This is a genomic window from Caproicibacter fermentans, assembly GCF_014303955.1.
Lineage (GTDB): Bacteria > Bacillota > Clostridia > Oscillospirales > Acutalibacteraceae > Caproicibacter > Caproicibacter fermentans.
Genome location: NZ_CP060286.1, coordinates 1,658,443 through 1,673,418, shown reverse-complemented (window position 1 = coordinate 1,673,418; position 14,976 = coordinate 1,658,443). Strand labels below are relative to the sequence as shown.

The following is a 14,976-nucleotide window of genomic DNA, read 5'->3' as shown; positions in this document are numbered from 1 at the left end:
TATTTTACAGACCGAAGTGTATTTTCACGAAGCAGAACTAAAGATGAAACAACTTAACAGCCAAAATAGGCACGCCGATTATTTTTCTTTTGTTCCCGATGGGGAGCCCACTCTCGACATTAATCTGGGAACTGAGATTAACCTGCTGAAACAAATTCATGTCAAAATAGCCGTCATCACAAATGCGTCGCTTCTATGGATGGATGATGGAAAGAACGATTTAATGAAAGCGGATTGGGTATGGTGAAACAAGGCAAACTGCTTGAATTTTCTTATGAGGGAAAAAGTTTTACAGAAAGAATATCCGAAATAAGTGATAAACGATAGTCTTCATAGACATATGTTTACCATTGGGCTAACATAATGTAAATATGGTTTATCCCATTTTTACTGTATAAAAAGGAAGAACAAATATGGATACGTGCGCATTTTGTCAAAAACATTCTTGCAGAACCGGAGATTTAGAGAACGCCCCTCAAAATTGCCCTTGTCGGGAAACAAATGAGATTGAGAACATCAAGAAAAAGTATCAAGAGCCGGAAATCGCGAAGCTTGCGTATAACTCCGCTTTGGTAGAATCAGAAGGATACTGTAAAAAAACAAGATTGGAAGAAATTATTGATTTTGCGCAAAGATGTCAATTTCACAGATTAGGAATCGCTTTTTGCATTGGGCTCAGCAAAGAAGCGCAGATTTTCTGCTCCATCCTAAAAAATCATGGCTTTGAAGTATTCTCCGTAATCTGTAAAAACGGAAGCGTTCCAAAAGAGTTTTTGGGCATTCAGGATTCCCAAAAGAATCGCCCGGGGACTTATGAACCAATGTGCAATCCGATTGGGCAAGCGGTTTTTCTAAATAAATCTAAAACAGAATTAAACATTATGTTGGGCCTGTGTGTCGGGCATGATTCCTTGTTTATCAAATACTCCGATGCTCCAATTACCGTATTCGCTGTAAAGGACAGGATTTTAGCGCATAATCCCTTAGGCGCGATTTATTTATCGGATAGTTACTATAAAAATAAATTATAAATAAGAGGGATTCAATGGAAATATTACTTGACTGCCTTCCCTGCATGTTGCGGCAAGCGCTGGAAGCATCCCGCTTGGCAACGGATCAGACTGATTTACAGGAAAAGATAATGGAAGATTCCATTCGGATTCTATTACATTATAAAGAATATAAATCCTCGCCTGACTTGTGTAAAGCAATCCACCGGGCGGTAAAAAAACACACTTGTGTAAAAGACCCTTATGCGGAAATTAAAAAAAGAGACATCAATGCAGCAAAAAAAATATTGCCTGATCTTCTTGGCTTTTTAAAGAGCAAACAGAATAGTCTTTATTGGGCACTTAAAATTGCAGCCACCGGGAATATTATAGATTCGGCAATCAACAATAATGGGAGAATGATGGAATGTATCGAAGAAGAACTGCGAAAAGATTTTTCAATATGTGATCTCGGACATTTTCAAGACAAGCTGAAAACCGCTAAAAGCCTGCTGATTATTGGCGATAACGCGGGGGAGACTGTTTTTGACCGTGTGTTGGCCGAGCGTCTTTTTCCTCTTGACACTACCTATGCAGTTAGAAGCGAGCCGGTCATTAACGATGCGACAGTCGAAGATGCTTATGCTTCCGGTCTGGCTGATTATACAAAGATTATTTCGACCGGATGCAGCGCGCCAGGGGCTGTTCTGGAAGACTGCAGCGAGGAGTTTTTACATACTTTTGAATGCGCAGATATTATAATAAGCAAGGGACAGGGGAATTTTGAAGCCCTTTCGGGTTGTGGTAAACCGATTTTCTTTCTCTTAAAAGCAAAATGCGAGATGATTTCCCAAAAGCTTGGCGTTTGTTTAAACGAATATGTTTTTAAGCATACTGAAAGTATCTAAGGTGAGAAAGATGAAACGGAGCTGATATTTTGGCAAGGCCCACAAAATGGAGAAAAATTGAAAATATACCTACTATACCCTATTTTATTCCTTCGGATAAAAATCTGGATGATATCCCGGATAACATATTAAAACTTGAAGAACTGGAGGCTATCCGCCTGAAAGATCTTGAAGGACTTGAGCAGACAGAGTGTGCTGAAAAAATGCAAGTTTCCCGTCCAACCTTTCAGCGCATTCTTTTGTCAGCGAGAGAAAAAATCGCTGACAGTCTGATAAACGGAAAAACGATTCATATAGAAGGCGGGAATTTCACCAGAAACATTTGTCCGGTTCAGTGTCTGGATTGCGGTAAAGAATGGATGGAAAGTTATGAGAATCTGGAATCCATCAAAAACGGAAAATACTCCTGCCCGGAATGCGGTTCTAATAGGGTCGTATGCAGACAAAACTGCAAAAATAAATTTTGCAGAAGAAATTGCTGGCGTCATGGCTCCGAAAAGTAAATTCAGCTTCCATCCCATCAATGTTTATGCCTTCCTGTCCGACTGGAAAGAGCGTCATTTATGCGTAACAGGGGCTTAATTGATCCGTTTAAAATCGATGATTATATTGGCAGGGACGGGTATCAGGGCGCTATATAAGCACAAACTTCCGTGGGTCCGGAAAAAGTCCAAGCATTTAAAAAATGAGAAACCTCAGTGTCTGCAAAGTACGATTCATTATTTTAAAAACCTGAATATTCAAAAGAAAAACCTTTGCACGGTATAGGGTTAATTGAAATTTGCGCGATTAAAAAAACGGAAGTATTGATCAGCCAAACGACCTCAGTTGTACCTTGCAGAAAAAAGGATCGAATGTGCGTTGATGATATATGCTTGGAAAGCCGATAGGGGGGATTTAGCCGTGCCAATAATATCTTACTTTAGCAACGCAGAACCCGATGAGCAAGCTGCGCGAAAGCATATTTACCTCAGCTGTTTAAAATATTAAAAAGGAGTCTTTTACAATGAAAAAAGCAAATGCAAACATGAAATCCTGCCTTCAGCCCGCGCCGAAAATCCTTGTGTCATGCCGGGGAGCGGACGGAAAAAACAATGCGCTTGCCGTGGCTTACTGCGGAAACTGCAGTTATGCCCCACCAATGGTGATGGTCGGGATCGTCCCATCTAGGTATTCCTACCATATGGTCAAGGAAACGAAGTGCTTTGTTGTCAATCTCGTCGGCGTGGAGCAGAAGGAAATGTTTGATTACCTCGGCAGTCACAGCGGGCGGGACGAGGATAAACTGGCGAAATGCGGCGCGGCCGTCGCGGAAGGCGAAAAAGTTAACGCCCCGATTTTGGAGGACTGCCCAGTCAACATCGAGTGCTCGGTTGTCGATTCCATCATGACCGGGTCCCACGAAATGTTTATCGGGAAAGTCGAAGCGGTACACTGCGAAAAGTCCCTGCTGAAAGAAAACGGTGATATCGACTTTTCAAAAATCAATCTTCTATAGGTTATTTTGCAGTATTGTTAGAAACAGTACCGATAGAGTACAATAAAGTTCGCAAATTCGCGAAAGTATAGAAAGTCATTGGGACTCCTTTAAAAGGAATGGTGTCGAGACATTCAAAAAAGGAGTTCCAGGCATAGGCAGATTACGTTTCTCCAAAAAATCAATATCAATTTCTCCATGCGCCCATGGAATCGATCAGCGTCCCGTCCAGGTCAAAAATCGCGGCTTTAAAATTCAGCGTCCGACGCCTTCCGCATTTGCAATGAAAAAATTAATGTTATCTCGTTTCTAAAAAATATAGCCTGGGAAATCGAAGCGATGGCCTCCACGTTTCCGATATCGTCGGCCATGACCGGGAATGCTCCGATGGCCGGCGTGATGTTGAAGCTGACCGCAACGTAGTTTGTGATAGGATGGATCAGCGGCTTTTGCTGCGTATCACCTCTTTAGGGGTGTATGGGACTTCCAGGTATCAACCAGCTTGGCGGCTTCTAACTTTGGATTGTCGGCTTCAGACACTGCGGATACCACGAAAAAACCATCGACTCCGGTTTCAGCAAGCTGAGGTATATCAGCAAGCTTAACACCTCCGCCGACTACGACGGGAATCGGGCTGAGTTTGGCAAGCTTTGCAATATCGTCGAAACTTCTGGTGATCACTTTCCCATCCAAATTGAGCCCGCAGTCCGGTTTTGTCTTTGTTTCATGCAGCGGTCCGGCGCCAAAATAATCAATTTGACTGACATCCGCCGTTTTGATGTACTCAAATAATTCATGCGTTCGGGCTGATAAACCAACGATGGAATCGTCGCCCAGGTATTCCCGGCAGACTTCCACCGGGATATCGGACTGCCCAACGTGGATTCCATCCACTTTTATCCCTTGTTTTCTCGCCGCCAGGACAACGTCAAGACGGTCGTCCACCAGCAGTGCTACCGTATCCGACTTACCGGCTTGCGCGATCACCTCGGAAGCCCGATGGGTTAGCTGAATCAGCTCGCGTGCCGAGACGGTTTTTGAACGGATCTGCAGGCATGTGAAGCCGCCCTCAACCGCATCCTGAATGATCGGCACAACGGGCCGGCCTTTCGTATTCTCAGGCCCCACGACAAAGTATGCTGAAATGTCCAATTTATTTCTGACGCTCATTTTGTCCTCCCAAAATACCGTTGACTTTATCGACCTTGGTATTCATCATGTCTGTAAAACCGGGACGTATATCGGCTTTCAGAACAACTTCCGTGCGGATACCTTTGCCGGCAAGCACGAAGGTTGCGTCTTTTACAACCTTCATCACTTCATCCCACTCGCCTTCGATCTCTGTAAACATGGACGTCGTATGATTCGGTAAGCCTGACTCACGAATTACTTTCACGACTTCGGCTACTTCGGGCGCGAGCTCGTCACCTATGCCGCAGGGCGCGATTGCGACTGCAATCAGTGCATTCATAGATTAAACCTCCTCAATTTCAAACGGGTTGTTGGCAATTTCCACTGCGGTTGCTTTATACAGTTCGTCGAGGAACCGAGTCTGAAAACTTCCGGGACCGTCCACTTCATTTTCAGCACGGCTCCCCGCTAAATTGTACACGGAGGAAGCAGTAAGCGCTGCAATAAACGGTGAGGCGGCCGTTGCATAGACCGCGACGACTCCACCCAGGGAACAGCCCGACCCGGTGATTTTTTCCATAAAGTGCGACCCTCCCTGAGAGAAGGCTATGACGGAACCGTCGGTGATCAAATCCGTCTTGCCCGATACGGCCACAGCTCCGCCTGTCCACCCGGCCAGCGCGACAGCCGCCGCCCTTGCGGCAATTACCGAATCCGTAGAATCGACACCGCGGACATGGGATTCCTCCGAACTGCCGTCCAATCCCCACAAACCGGCCAATGCGATAATTTCCGAAGCGTTCCCTCTGATCACGCTGGGCTTATACTCTTTATATTGTCTGAGCAGTTCCGTCCTAAGCAAGCCGAAACCGGCCGCGACCGGGTCCAGAACCCATGGCTTACTCAGATCGTGCAGGACTTTGGCTGTGCGGGGTAAAGTCTGCTCATAAACCGGCAAAAGGGTACCGACGTTTATGTAGGTAGCTGCGCCGGCTTTCGCCAGAGATTCACCCTCATCGGGCAGGTAGACCATAGCGGCTGAGCCGCCGACTGCAAGCTGAGCATTGGCTACAAAATTGATCGTCACAGAATTGGTGATTGATCCTGCCATAGGATTCGTCCGCTTTACGGTTTCCACCGCCTGAATCATCCGGTTTTGAATGTTCTCCTTACTGATCATTTCCTATTCTTCCTTCCGCTGGTATTACCCAGATCAAGTTTTATGGTATAATCTCAGCCCTGCGGTCAACCCGCAATTCAGTCTGTTACCCACAGACAGGCACCCATTTATTCTTTTTTTTTCTTTTACTTTTTCTCTGCGGAGTTCAGTTCCGCATCCAGCCCGTCCAGCATCCGGTTCATAGTGAGCAGTGCGCACATTTTTCCGCTATGGAACAGCTGTGCTGATCCTCCGGCGGAACGCTTTTGTAATATGCCTTTGTTTTTTCCCCATCGAGGAAAAGCCGGAATGTTTCCTCCCAACCAAGCTTTCGGCGGGCTTCACTCAAGCGGTAGCCGGCTTCGCGGGCACCTTTCAAGCCTTTGGCGATGTCGGCCGGCGTACGCCGCGATCGCACCCATTTTCGTGATCTTCTCAACGGCATGCTTCTCACTTACCTTTCTGAATAAACAAGGATGCCTGCTGAGTTCAGCAAGCATCCTTATATCACGTCGATTTGCTTCCCTACGTCAGTATTGACTAACAGGTTCAAAGGGTCAGATTTTACCTTCTCAACTCGTGCGGACAGCATCCGTTTGAGTCCCCCCGCAACGTATTCGGTTTTATAGAATAAAAAAGTGCCCTCCTTCTGTAAGAAAAGCACTTATTCATTGTTCCGTATAATGAATTGCTTCCCTACGCCAGTGTTAACTGACAGGTTCAAAGGGTCAGGTTTTAACCTTCTCAACTCATAAGAGTTCCCCCGCAACATATTTTGTTTTCTTTATCCTATCACTTATTGGCTGCCATGTCAATTCCGCTAAACATTAATCTATATAGATAAACCGATTCGTAAATGAAAAACAACATAAGGCATTACAGAAAAGAAAAGGACATATTACAAGAAGAGCTGGCGAAGATGCGCAATGTTTCAAGACAAACGATCAACGCCATTGAAAATAATAAATATGGCCCCACGCTTTCGATAGCGTTCAACTTTCAATTTGGCAAGAGTATTGCAAGTATTCCATAATAAAGTCCTTCTCATGGTTCAACTGTTCACAACGGACCTGACTTTCATGATTTTTTCAGTATTAAGGTGACCAATTGAAATTCAATGCCATTTTAAGCAGTCCGTCTCTCTTGGAAACGGACTGCTTTTGTATATCACATTCCAACTACGCACCAGTCAATCGGGCCTTATTACATTATCTTTCCAATGCGGGTCTTGCGCTAATCTAAAGCAAGAGACTAGAACAGACCAGAATATCGAGCGCTTACATTAGGCGCGCTGCGATACATAGGAACGGGAAATGCCAAGCCTTTGCGCGACCTCCCTCTGAGTCAGCGGATCGATGCCGTCCAGGCCGTACCGCAATCTGATAATGGTTCTTTCACGGGGAGTGAGAACATTGTCTATGTATTTTTTCAGCTGTTCGGATTTCATCTTATAGTCCAGGTTGTCAATGATATTGTCCTCCGTTGCCATAATATCGATCAGCGTCAAGGTGTTGCCGTCTTTGTCCGTGTCGATCGGCTCGTTGATGGAAATATCCTGCGCGCTTTTTTTGGAGGAACGAAAATACATCAGCACTTCATTTTCAATACATCTTGCGGCATAGCTGGAAAGACGAATGCCCTTGGAACTGTCGAATGTGTTGACTGCCTTGATCAGCCCGATCGTGCCGATGGAAATCAGATCGTCCTGTTCGCTGGAACTGGAGTAATACTTTTTGATGATGTGGGCAACCAGCCGTAGGTTGTGTTCGATCAGCTTCGCTTTTGCTTTTTGATCCCCTTTCTTCATTTTTTCCAGGCAATCCTTTTCTTCCTGCGCTGTTAACGGACGGGGAAAAGAACCGGAGCCGGTAACGTGAAGCACCAGAAAAAGGAAGCCGGATAGTGCAAGCCCCAAAAATGCGCCAAACATGGTATTCGCCCCCTTGGAATCGTGTACAGACAGTATATGCGGGACGGCCCCGGATTGTTGCAAGTCCGTTTTGATCTTTCAGGAAACAGCTGCCGCCCGTTCTTTATTTGCCGGACTAACGGCGGAGCCGATTTTCCGAAACCTTATTTTTTTATCTAGTTGTAAGTTTTGCCGGAATCAGATACAATAAAAGATACTTAAAGGAGGGCAATTCACTTGGAAGAAACTAGACAGAATAAAATGGGCGCCATGCCCGTTTTTCCCTTGATCATTTCAATGTCCGTTCCGGCAATCCTGTCCATGATGGTTCAAGCATTATACAACATAGTCGACAGTTATTTTGTCGCGCAGATCAGCGAAAATGCGCTGACTGCCGTATCGCTGGTTTTTCCAGTTCAGACGCTCCTGATCGCGCTTGCGGTGGGCACCGGAGTCGGACTGAATTCGCTGATTGCGCGCCGGCTGGGGGAAAACCGCAGAGAAGAGGCGGACCGGGCTGCAACGCACGGCCTGCTGCTTGGATTCGCGAACGGTCTGCTTTTTCTGTTTGTCGGCCTGTTTTTATCCGAACCGTTTCTCCGCGCTTTTACTTCAGACCCCGAAATTGTCAGCATGGGGTCCGTATACATGAATATTGTCTGCGTATATTCTTTTGGGGCCTGTATTGAAATCAATATTGAAAAAATTCTGCAGGCGACCGGCAATATGGTGTTTCCAATGCTTTTTCAGCTGGTTGGCGCCGTCGGCAATATGCTGCTGGATCCGGTTTTTATTTTCGGACTGTTCGGCGTGCCCGCATACGGCGTGAAGGGAGCGGCGATTGCGACCGTGATTGCGCAGATTCTTTCGATGTGCGTCGGACTGCTGGTGCTTTTTTTCCGGGAGCATGAAGTCAGAATTGAATTCAGGGGGTTTCATGTCAGCTGGAACGTCATCCGGAATATTTACGCGGTCGGGCTGCCTGCTATTGTGATGCAGTCCACCGGCTCTGCGATGGTGGTCGGTATGAATGCAATCCTGATCGGATTTACCGAGACTGCGGTTGCGGTTTTTGGTGCATATTTTAAGCTGCAGTCGTTTGTTTTTATGCCGGTTTTCGGTTTGAATCAGGGGCTGATGCCCGTGATGGGGTATAACTACGGAGCAAAAAACAAGGGCCGACTGCTCAGCGCCGTCAAAATCGGCTGCATCATTGCGGCGGCTATCATGGCGGTCGGGGTGGCCGGATTCTGGCTGTTTACAGACAAGCTCCTGCTGATTTTCAACGCGTCCGACAGAATGCTTGAAATCGGAGTACCTGCGCTGCGCACCATATCGCTTTGCTTTTTGCCCGCTGCGTTCGGTATTGTCTTTTCCACGACTTTTCAGGCGGTTGGAGACGGAATCAAAAGCCTGACCATTTCGCTTCTGAGACAGATTGGCGTGCTGTTGCCCTGCGCGTACCTTTTGTCTAAGATCGGGCTGGAAGCGGTATGGTATGCTTTTCCCATTGCGGAGGGGATTTCTCTGATGGCGAGCATACTGCTCTTTTACCTTTTAAAACGGACGACTCTTCGTGCGTTGGATTCATAATCGCGTTCCGAAAGCGAGAGACCGAAAGAATGGTGGAAGTCTGTAGGAAAATCTGGCTCTTCTTTCCGGATTTCATCCAGGAAGAGATTTTAAGCGAAAATCAGCGCCCATGAGCGAACCGAAATCAGATATAATGAAAAAAACGGAAAATATGGAAAGTGAAAGAAATGTTAATGACAAACAGAAAAGAAAAACTTTCACCTGCGCAGATTTTAGTTTCTCTGGACAGTGCTCAGGACAGCAAACTGACCGGACGCCTTTACAGCGGCTTTTACCGAAAGGTCTATAACTTTAACAGCGAAACCGAACTCCTCCTTGCGATGGATCGTCTGTGCGACAGTATGCAGTTTCCGCAGGCGTCGTTTAAAAGCCGGAGTTTTGAATCCAAGTACTCGAAAACGTTTGTCAGAAAGGTGGAGAACTTCATGGAATCGGAGATCGATACGGCATTACAGCAGGACAGGGCTACTTTTCTGGTGCATATTAAATTCCGGCAGAACGCATCCTGGCAGGGCAGCATTACCTGGGTCGAAAAAGAAAAAACGAAGAATTTCCGCAGTGCGCTTGAGATGCTGAAACTCATGGATGAAGCGCGGCATCCGGCTGTTAAGGAAGTTGTCGACTGGGAAGAAACCACTTGACACAGCAAAATGAACATTAAAAAGGGGCTGTTGCAAAATGAATTTGCGATAGCAAATTGCACAAAGGAATAGCTCCAAAAGCAAGAAAGTGCGTCTTGAAGCGGCTGCCGAAGCCCAATCAAGGCGCATTTTTTGTGCAATATTTTTCGTCGAGGCTATTTTGCAACAGTCCCTTTAAGCCATTTTGTCTCAAGCTCGGACATCATATTTTCATAAAGCTGTTCGCATTGCCGGGGCCGGTCCTTTTTCAGCGCGGAGAGGCAGGGCAGGAGATGCTTCCGGTAAACCCGGTTCCACTCCGGCTTCGATCTGCCGGAGGCTTCCACCGCGCCGACGATGAAGGGAGCGAGCAGGTAATATTCGCTGATCTTTGCCGTTCCCCCGGGGGACTTTAACAGGTATTCGTCTCGAAAACGGCGCAAAATCTGCAATTCTTCGCAGTCGTCGCCTTTGCCGAGTTCGGTGCAGACAGCCGTCGTGATAAAACAGAGCTTGCTGCGGAATCCGCTCTGAATGGTGGAGAAGGTGGCTTTGCCGAGCGGCTTTTTATGGGCGGAGTTCCACTTTTTCAGGAAAAGATCCGCCAGCCGGTCCGCGGCGGGCGTGTTTAAATCAAGTATGGCGGGAATCGTGAGCGAAGTGATAGAGATGCGAAGATCGAACGCGTTTGCGGCGGTTTGCCGGATGGTTTTCCCTTTTTGTTCGAAGCCGTCGATCAGGGCGTCGGAAAAAAACTCGGCGGCTTCTTCGCCGTAGGCCGCTTCTTCCTTCAGATAAGCCTGAAGGGCGGGACCAAGCGCATCCCGATAAGACTCAAACTTGCCGGGATAGTTTTTCGCGTTCAGCCCGTCAAAGCGGATGACGGTGGAAAAGGTCTCAGGCGGAAGCAGCCGGACCGCCTCGCCCAGACGGACGGACGGGCCGGGCGCTAAGTTCAGCTCGATCGGCTGCGCGCAGAACATGCAGACGATTTTTTCGGCGTCTTCCGGAACCTGCAGCTCCCTGCCGCAGTGCGGGCAGCGCAAAGAGCGATAGCTCATGGGGAATCCTCCTCGTATAATAAGTTTTGTAGGGCGAAAACGCCCCAAAAATAGAATACCGGCAGGCTTTGAGATGCCCGTGATATAATGCTGTCAAGTCGGCAGGGACAAGCTCTAATTCCTCCTGTTGGGCCGTAAGGCTGCTTCACAGATAGTCTGTTCCCCTGAGCCGGAAGTTAGCTGCAAACTCATTAGCTGTTTGCCGGAAGCAAGGCCGCCCTTTTAGCAGTGAGGGATATCGCATTGGCCTTTTCCGGAATGATTCTAATACGCGAGGTTGCTGATGCTCCGGTTATCATGGGTATCTTAAAACCTGCCGACTTGAAAATCCCACTGTGGGGGAGGTGATATTTTTGAATCCACTTTACGTTGGCATTGATGTGAGCAGCAAAAATAACGTCGCTTACCTCATGAAGCCGGATGGAGCCAAACACAGCAGCTTTTCCGTGCAGAACAACCGTGGTGGTGCTAAACTGATGTCTGAGAGAATTGTGTCCGCACTTACCGCGATGCAGCTCAGCGACGTGATGATTGGCCTTGAGGCCACCTCCATCTATGGGGACTGCCTCGTTTATGCGCTCCGGGAAGATGGCAGATTGGGACGGTTTCAACGGAAGATCCATGTTCTCAATCCCAAGCAGGTCAGAAAGTTCAAGGAAGCCTATTCCGATCTGCCCAAGAACGATTTCGTGGATGCCTTCGTGATTGCCGACCATCTCAGATTCGGCAGAATTGCCTCAGAGGTTTACATGGACGATTATCGCTACAAGGCCCTTCAAACACTAACCAGAGCACGCTTTTTCTCTGTCCAGAACCTAACGCGGGAAAAGCAGCGTTTTGCGAATTACCTGTTTCTCAAGTGCTCTGGGTTGGCTCAGGAAAAAGTCCTTTCCCAAAATACCAGCGCCACCACCATTGCCCTGATGGAACGATTTGAGACAGTGGATGCACTGGCTTACGCCGACATAAAAGAGTTGACCGACTTCATCGTGAAATCTGGACGAGGGAGGTTTGCCAATCCAGAAGCTACCGCGAAGGCGGTGCAAACCGCCGCCAAAGGCTCCTACCGGCTTCCCAAAACCGTGAACGATTCTGTCAACCAGGCCATGTCGGTCTCGATCGCTGCCATGCGGGCATTGGAAAGCCAGATCAAGACGCTGGACAAGGCTATCGAGCAGCAGTTCGAGATCATCCCCAATACGCTGACCTCTGTCCCCGGTATTGGTAAGGTGTATTCAGCGGGTATTATTGCTGAGATCGGTGACATTCACCGCTTTCAGTCTCAGGCCTCTCTGGCTAAGTTTGCTGGCCTCGTTTGGTCTCAGCACCAGTCCGGAGACTATGAGGCTGAGAATACCCATCTAATCAAGTCCGGAAACCGATTCCTTCGGTACTATCTGCTGGAAGCTGCCAACTCTATGAGAAGATGCGACTCGGAGTTCCGGCGCTACTATGACCTCAAGTTCAAAGAGGTCAACAAGTTCCAGCATAAACGCGCACTCGCTTTAACTGCCAGAAAACTGGTTCGGTTGGTCTTTCGGCTGCTGAAAGACAACCGCCTGTACATTCCACCGGAAGAGTATTAAACTCTGATGGTATTGTTACCCTGTTTTTTAAATTGCAAGGGCAGGGCTTGAAAAGGTTTGCCTTTTTTATCCAGCCAGTACGTTTATGGTGGCTTTTTTATCCGTTCCATTTGCACTTACCCTCTTGACTTCATACCATTAGACTGTCTGTGGCGGTTCATACGGTTTCCGGGTGATCTTCCACATGTTTTTTAATCAGCTGAAAGCTTTTTTCACTGATGATGTGTTCAATCCGACAGGAATCCTGAACCGCCGTCTCATGGTCGACGCCCAGCGTCAGCTCCAGAAATTTGGCGATCAGAGTATGCCGCTCATAGACCGCGGCAGCCCTTTTCGCGCCGGAATCGGTCAATACAAGGTTTCCGTTCTGCTCCATGACAAGAAGACCGGCTTCTTTTAAAATGCTCATGGCACGGCTGACACTGGCTTTGGTAAAGCCCAGTTCGTTGGCAACGTCGATGGAACGGACAAATCCGTTTCGATTTTTTAAAATCAGAATGGTTTCAAGGTAATTTTCTCCCGATTCCTGTATTCTCAATCCAGACCCTCCCGTTCATGGAATCATATGGCTCATTATATCATTCCACAGACTAAATAACAAGTGCGGCAGGAAACGGATTCTTGACAGACCGCGCCGCGGAGCCTATACTTTTTTTATTATTGATAAATGGGAAGCGATTGTGACATGCAGAAAATTCAGGACAGAATAGCGGCGCTGCGGGAGCAGATGACTCAAAACGGTCTTTCGGCATATATTATTCCATCCTCTGATCCGCATATGGGGGAATATGTGCCGGATTTCTGGCAGGCGCGCAAATATTTTTCGGGTTTCACGGGTTCTGCTGGAACGCTGGCGGTTCTGCGCGGACGCTGCGGGCTTTGGACGGACGGCAGATATTTTATTCAGGCGGAGCGCCAGCTTACCGGCAGCGGAATCGAATTGTTCCGCATGGGCGTCGGCGGCGTGCAGACCTATCCGGAATTTCTTTTGGGAATTCTTCAAAAGGGCGACACGGTCGGCTTTGACGGGCGGATGCTCCCTGCTTCGGACGTGGAATCCATGGAAGAGAAGTTTGCCGCAAAGGGGATTCAGGTCCGTTCCGCGGACCTGATTACTCCGCTTTGGAAGAACCGACCGCTCCCTCCGGCAACGGAAGTTTACCTGCACGGAGAGAAGTACGCGGGCCTTTCCTGCGCGCAGAAGCTGGAGCAGGTCCGCGCGGGGTTGAAACAGGAAGGTGCGGACGGCCAGATTTATTCAAAGCTGGAGTGCGTCGCGTGGCTCTGCAATCTCCGTGCGTCCGATATCGAATATAATCCGATGGCGGTGTCGTACGCCGCCGTCTTTCAGGACAGCGCGGTCCTTTTCATCGACTCGTCCCGCTTTCAGCCGGGGGTTGCGGCATATTTGGAACAGAACGGGGTAACCGTTCGGCCTTATGACGAAATCGAGCCGTACTTAAAGAAGATCGGCGGACAGAAAACCGTGCGGGTCGATCCGGACTGCATCAATTATGAACTGTTCCATATCCTGAAGGAAAATCCAAGCTGCCGGATTCAGAAGGGCTCCGACCTTGTCATACGCTTGAAAGCGGTAAAAAACCGGACGGAGATAGAGAATTTCAGAATCGCGCATGTCCGCGACGGCTGCGCCATGGCGGAGTTCTGCGCCGACCTGGAAAAAAGGCTGGAGCAGGGCGAGACGGTCACCGAATGCACGGTTTGCGACCTCCTGCGGGAAGCGAGAGCTCGCCAGACGCATAACAAAGGGGAAAGCTTTGCAACCATCGCGGCTTACGAAGAGAACGCCGCCATGATGCACTATTCACCGAAGCCGGAAACCTGTAAAACGCTGCAAAAAAGAGGATTGCTGCTGATCGACAGCGGCGGGCAGTACCCGGAGGGGACGACCGATATTACCCGCACGTTCGCCCTGGGACCTGTGACAGAGGAAGAAAAGAGGCACTACACCTGGGTGCTGAAAGCCCACATCGCTCTGGCTTCGGCCGTATTCCTGGAAGGGACGACGGGCGGGGGCGTCGACATGGTCTGCCGCGGCCAGATTCAAAAACACGGCATTGACTACCGCTGCGGCACCGGGCACGGAGTCGGAATGTTCGGCGGGGTTCACGAGGGACCGCAGAGCATCCGGCCGAAGAACGACGTCGTTCTGAAAAGCGGCATGAATATTACCAATGAGCCGGGCATTTACGAAGAGGGAAAGCATGGGATCCGGACGGAAAACCTGATGCTGGTCACCGACGCAATGCAAAACGAGTACGGCCGCTTTCTGCGGTTTGAAATTCTGACCTGTTTCCCGATCGACACGGCCCCCATTCTGCCGGAGCTGCTGACCAAGGATGAAATATTGTGGCTTGACGAGTACCACAGCCGCGTCTGTCAACTTCTGTCGCCTTTGCTGACCGGAGAAACGCTCGAATGGCTGAAACGGAAAACACGTCCGCTGAACCGTCAGGTTTCGTAAATTTTCGTATTCGGCATATTGTAGGAAGGAAGATCTTCCCTTATAATGGATGAGGCGG

At 48.4% G+C, this 14,976-nt stretch carries 17 protein-coding genes, 1 pseudogene and 1 riboswitch; of the genes and pseudogenes, 10 read left to right on the top strand and 8 right to left on the bottom strand.

The genetic code is table 11. The features are described 5' to 3' along the window. Window positions 1-43 precede the first annotated feature (43 nt). The 5 genes from HCR03_RS08250 (at window position 44) to HCR03_RS08230 (ending at window position 3,395) form a co-directional block, all read left to right on the top strand. On the top strand, window positions 44-247 hold the full coding sequence (locus HCR03_RS08250; protein WP_066644921.1) for a hypothetical protein: 204 nt from the start codon (window positions 44-46) through the stop codon (window positions 245-247). 166 nt (window positions 248-413) lie between these two features. Next, entirely contained in the window at window positions 414-1,031 is a 618-nt protein-coding gene (locus tag HCR03_RS08245; protein ID WP_187037561.1) for a DUF1847 domain-containing protein, read from the top strand. A gap of 14 nt (window positions 1,032-1,045) precedes the next feature. After that, window positions 1,046-1,897: a damage-control phosphatase ARMT1 family protein gene (locus HCR03_RS08240; protein WP_066644915.1), complete on the top strand. Its 852-nt coding sequence runs from the start codon at window positions 1,046-1,048 to the stop codon at window positions 1,895-1,897. 29 nt (window positions 1,898-1,926) lie between these two features. Next, window positions 1,927-2,400, top strand: coding sequence for a DUF134 domain-containing protein (locus HCR03_RS08235; RefSeq protein WP_066644913.1), 474 nt, complete (start codon window positions 1,927-1,929; stop codon window positions 2,398-2,400). 503 nt (window positions 2,401-2,903) lie between these two features. Next, entirely contained in the window at window positions 2,904-3,395 is a 492-nt protein-coding gene (locus tag HCR03_RS08230) for a flavin reductase family protein (protein ID WP_066644912.1), read from the top strand. A gap of 296 nt (window positions 3,396-3,691) precedes the next feature. Here HCR03_RS08230 and HCR03_RS19765 read toward each other — a convergent pair. The 5 genes and pseudogenes from HCR03_RS19765 to HCR03_RS08205 all read right to left on the bottom strand — a co-directional run. Next, window positions 3,692-3,817 (bottom strand): annotated as a pseudogene (locus HCR03_RS19765) (hydroxyethylthiazole kinase); the annotation flags it as partial. Window positions 3,818-3,833: 16 nt separating this feature from the next. Then, window positions 3,834-4,544 carry a thiamine phosphate synthase gene (locus HCR03_RS08220; protein WP_066644910.1) on the bottom strand — a complete coding sequence of 237 codons (711 nt, stop codon included), beginning with the start codon at window positions 4,542-4,544 and terminating at the stop codon, window positions 3,834-3,836. Continuing rightward, a complete protein-coding gene (locus tag HCR03_RS08215) occupies window positions 4,528-4,845 on the bottom strand; it encodes a thiamine-binding protein (protein ID WP_066644908.1) in 318 nt (105 codons plus the stop codon). The genes HCR03_RS08220 and HCR03_RS08215 overlap by 17 nt, the downstream gene beginning before the upstream one ends. Window positions 4,846-4,848: 3 nt before the next feature. Further along, on the bottom strand, window positions 4,849-5,685 hold the full coding sequence (thiM, locus tag HCR03_RS08210) for a hydroxyethylthiazole kinase (RefSeq protein WP_187037560.1): 837 nt from the start codon (window positions 5,683-5,685) through the stop codon (window positions 4,849-4,851). Window positions 5,686-5,863: 178 nt separating this feature from the next. After that, on the bottom strand, window positions 5,864-6,109 hold the full coding sequence (locus HCR03_RS08205; RefSeq protein WP_228725155.1) for a phosphomethylpyrimidine synthase ThiC: 246 nt from the start codon (window positions 6,107-6,109) through the stop codon (window positions 5,864-5,866). A 230-nt stretch (window positions 6,110-6,339) separates the two neighbouring features. Next, window positions 6,340-6,439: riboswitch (TPP riboswitch) on the bottom strand. 81 nt (window positions 6,440-6,520) lie between these two features. On the opposite strand from HCR03_RS08205, the gene HCR03_RS08200 reads away from it, so the two are divergent. Then, window positions 6,521-6,697 (top strand): helix-turn-helix transcriptional regulator, encoded by a 177-nt coding sequence (locus HCR03_RS08200; RefSeq protein ID WP_175391693.1) that lies wholly within the window; start codon window positions 6,521-6,523, stop codon window positions 6,695-6,697. 249 nt (window positions 6,698-6,946) lie between these two features. Here HCR03_RS08200 and sigK read toward each other — a convergent pair whose 3' ends face one another. Beyond that, complete coding sequence (sigK, locus tag HCR03_RS08195) at window positions 6,947-7,594, bottom strand: RNA polymerase sporulation sigma factor SigK (RefSeq protein ID WP_156989712.1); 648 nt, start codon at window positions 7,592-7,594, stop codon at window positions 6,947-6,949. 216 nt (window positions 7,595-7,810) lie between these two features. Here sigK and HCR03_RS08190 point away from each other — a divergent pair, with 216 nt between their 5' ends. Next, complete coding sequence (locus tag HCR03_RS08190) at window positions 7,811-9,166, top strand: MATE family efflux transporter (protein WP_156989713.1); 1,356 nt, start codon at window positions 7,811-7,813, stop codon at window positions 9,164-9,166. Window positions 9,167-9,339: 173 nt separating this feature from the next. Next, on the top strand, window positions 9,340-9,807 hold the full coding sequence (locus HCR03_RS08185) for a hypothetical protein (protein ID WP_156989714.1): 468 nt from the start codon (window positions 9,340-9,342) through the stop codon (window positions 9,805-9,807). 155 nt (window positions 9,808-9,962) lie between these two features. Here HCR03_RS08185 and HCR03_RS08180 read toward each other — a convergent pair whose 3' ends face one another. Then, entirely contained in the window at window positions 9,963-10,847 is an 885-nt protein-coding gene (locus HCR03_RS08180; RefSeq protein ID WP_187037559.1) for a CFI-box-CTERM domain-containing protein, read from the bottom strand. A 353-nt stretch (window positions 10,848-11,200) separates the two neighbouring features. Here HCR03_RS08180 and HCR03_RS08175 point away from each other — a divergent pair, with 353 nt between their 5' ends. Continuing rightward, window positions 11,201-12,433 (top strand): IS110 family RNA-guided transposase, encoded by a 1,233-nt coding sequence (locus tag HCR03_RS08175; RefSeq protein ID WP_187034258.1) that lies wholly within the window; start codon window positions 11,201-11,203, stop codon window positions 12,431-12,433. A gap of 157 nt (window positions 12,434-12,590) precedes the next feature. Here HCR03_RS08175 and HCR03_RS08170 read toward each other — a convergent pair whose 3' ends face one another. Beyond that, window positions 12,591-12,971 (bottom strand): metal-dependent transcriptional regulator, encoded by a 381-nt coding sequence (locus HCR03_RS08170; RefSeq protein WP_066649631.1) that lies wholly within the window; start codon window positions 12,969-12,971, stop codon window positions 12,591-12,593. 147 nt (window positions 12,972-13,118) lie between these two features. Between HCR03_RS08170 and HCR03_RS08165 the strand changes: the two genes are divergently transcribed. After that, the gene (locus HCR03_RS08165) at window positions 13,119-14,918 is read left to right on the top strand and encodes an aminopeptidase P family protein (protein WP_066649628.1); all 1,800 of its coding nucleotides are present in this window, start codon (window positions 13,119-13,121) and stop codon (window positions 14,916-14,918) included. Window positions 14,919-14,976 lie beyond the last annotated feature (58 nt).

Bases quoted from the DNA above. Each gene is read 5' to 3' on its own strand.
- sigK (WP_156989712.1), bottom strand. From the start codon at position 7,594: ATGTTTGGCGCATTTTTGGGGCTTGCACTATCCGGCTTCCTTTTTCTG.
- thiM (WP_187037560.1), bottom strand. From the start codon at position 5,685: ATGATCAGTAAGGAGAACATTCAAAACCGGATGATTCAGGCGGTGGAA.
- HCR03_RS08220 (WP_066644910.1), bottom strand. From the start codon at position 4,544: ATGAGCGTCAGAAATAAATTGGACATTTCAGCATACTTTGTCGTGGGG.
- HCR03_RS08205 (WP_228725155.1), bottom strand. From the start codon at position 6,109: ATGCCGTTGAGAAGATCACGAAAATGGGTGCGATCGCGGCGTACGCCG.
- HCR03_RS08250 (WP_066644921.1), top strand. From the start codon at position 44: ATGAAACAACTTAACAGCCAAAATAGGCACGCCGATTATTTTTCTTTT.
- HCR03_RS08230 (WP_066644912.1), top strand. From the start codon at position 2,904: ATGAAAAAAGCAAATGCAAACATGAAATCCTGCCTTCAGCCCGCGCCG.
- HCR03_RS08180 (WP_187037559.1), bottom strand. From the start codon at position 10,847: ATGAGCTATCGCTCTTTGCGCTGCCCGCACTGCGGCAGGGAGCTGCAG.
- HCR03_RS08240 (WP_066644915.1), top strand. From the start codon at position 1,046: ATGGAAATATTACTTGACTGCCTTCCCTGCATGTTGCGGCAAGCGCTG.
- HCR03_RS08215 (WP_066644908.1), bottom strand. From the start codon at position 4,845: ATGAATGCACTGATTGCAGTCGCAATCGCGCCCTGCGGCATAGGTGAC.
- HCR03_RS08245 (WP_187037561.1), top strand. From the start codon at position 414: ATGGATACGTGCGCATTTTGTCAAAAACATTCTTGCAGAACCGGAGAT.
- HCR03_RS08165 (WP_066649628.1), top strand. From the start codon at position 13,119: ATGCAGAAAATTCAGGACAGAATAGCGGCGCTGCGGGAGCAGATGACT.
- HCR03_RS08200 (WP_175391693.1), top strand. From the start codon at position 6,521: ATGAAAAACAACATAAGGCATTACAGAAAAGAAAAGGACATATTACAA.
- HCR03_RS08185 (WP_156989714.1), top strand. From the start codon at position 9,340: ATGACAAACAGAAAAGAAAAACTTTCACCTGCGCAGATTTTAGTTTCT.